The organism is Paenibacillus sp. P4_A7 (genome assembly GCF_056402455.1).
In genome coordinates, this window is sequence record NZ_JBFUHJ010000740.1 from 1 (window position 1) to 1,605 (window position 1,605).

General features: G+C 42.4%; 2 protein-coding genes. Both read left to right on the forward strand.

Going from position 1 to position 1,605, the window contains the following annotated elements; all coding sequences use genetic code 11:
* Positions 1 to 43 precede the first annotated feature (43 nt).
* Positions 44 to 793 carry an SDR family NAD(P)-dependent oxidoreductase gene (locus AC1DWN_RS33565; RefSeq protein ID WP_477563155.1) on the forward strand — a complete coding sequence of 250 codons (750 nt, stop codon included), beginning with the start codon at positions 44 to 46 and terminating at the stop codon, positions 791 to 793.
* Between the two features lie 137 nt (positions 794 to 930).
* A partial coding sequence (locus AC1DWN_RS33570) for an alkaline phosphatase family protein (protein WP_477563156.1) occupies positions 931 to 1,605 on the forward strand: 675 nt, incomplete at its 3' end.

The window sequence follows — 1,605 nt, forward strand, 5'->3', positions numbered from 1 at the left end:
TTTGAGCAGCGAATAAATGGGATTAAGAAAGGACGTATTGATTATGAATCTACAAGGCAAAGTAGCGGTCGTGACGGGTGGTTCTCGAGGCATCGGTCGTGCAACGTCCATTTTATTGGCTAGACGAGGCGCTAAAGTGGTTGTCAATTACTTATCGAATATCGATGCTGCTGAAGAAGTAGTTTCCGAGATTCGGATAAGCGGCGGTGTAGGAATTGCCATTCAAGCGGATGTTCGACAGAAGGATCAAATGTTGAAGCTTGTCGCGGTTGCGAAGGAGGCCTTTGGCCGCATTGATGTGTTGGTTTGCAACGCGAACATGCATTTCGAAACAAAGCCTTTCGCCGAATTGTCATGGGAGGAATTCTCTCAAAAACTAAATGATGAATTAAATGCGGCTTTTGTGACGACAAAAGCCGTTATCCCGACCATGACCCAGCAAAAGTTTGGTCGAATAATTTATATTTCAAGCACTTTGAGTAGAGATCCTTCACCTTATATGATTGCTCATGGTACGGCGAAGGGCGGTCTTAATACTTTTTCAATGTATATTGCCCAAGAATTCGGACCAGATGGCATATCTGCTAATGTTGTTGCACCTGGTTTGGTCCAAACGGATGCAACCGCCTTTTTGACAGAGCAAGAGAAACAGGTAATTAGTAATTTCACGCCACTAGGTCGCGTAGCCGAACCAGAAGATGTTGCAGGAGTTATTTCTTTTTTGGCAAGTGACGACGCTCGTTTTGTGACCGGGACATACACTCCAGTTACGGGCGGACTCTCGATGGAGTAACGGAACCAATAATCACTAATTCTATGTATAAAAGCTTGATCATGAAGCACTCTATACATGATCAGCAAAATATGGATAGGTTGGTGATTTTCATTCATACAAAAAAAGTCAGACAGTTTCTGTTGATAATTTTTATAATGATTGCTGTTTCGGGCTGCCAAAAACAGGAGTTAACACATAAAGAACAAGATTTAGTCCGAGTAAAATCGATAAACGGTGAAAACAAAAAGAAAGTCGTTTTTCTGCTTATCGATTCATTAATGGCTCAAGCAATTGATAGAGGCATAAAGGAAGAACAACTTCCCACCTTCCAGTTTCTGATTGAACATGGCCAATATTATAAAGATATGGTCAGTTCTTTTCCTACAATGTCCGTGACGATTGATAGTTCTCTGTTTACAGGTACATATCCGGATGGTCATCGTGTACCTGGCTTGATCTGGTATTCGACGAAAGAAAAAAGACTCGTTAATTATGGAACTGGGCCAATGGAGGTGATCAAGCAAGGCGTTGACAATGTATTGGTTGACGCGTTAGTCAACTTGAATGGCAAACATTTAAGCCGACAGCTGCCTACCATTTACGAGGACTTGGCAAAGCGCGGGTTGAAATCCGGCAGTATTAACGGTTTGATTTATCGTGGCAACTCTGATCATACTTTATCGATCCCACTCTGGATACAAGGCCCTGCTTCATTACCAAAAACAATTCCTGTAAAAGGACCGGATTTTTTAGCGCTGGGTTCATTGTCCGATCCACTTAAAGGCATTCAAAAGCTGCCTAACGGTTTAACCAGTCGCATGGGTTTAAAC

Excerpts from the sequence above, each read along its gene's own strand:
- AC1DWN_RS33565 (WP_477563155.1), top strand. The coding sequence starts at position 44 with ATGAATCTACAAGGCAAAGTAGCGGTCGTGACGGGTGGTTCTCGAGGC.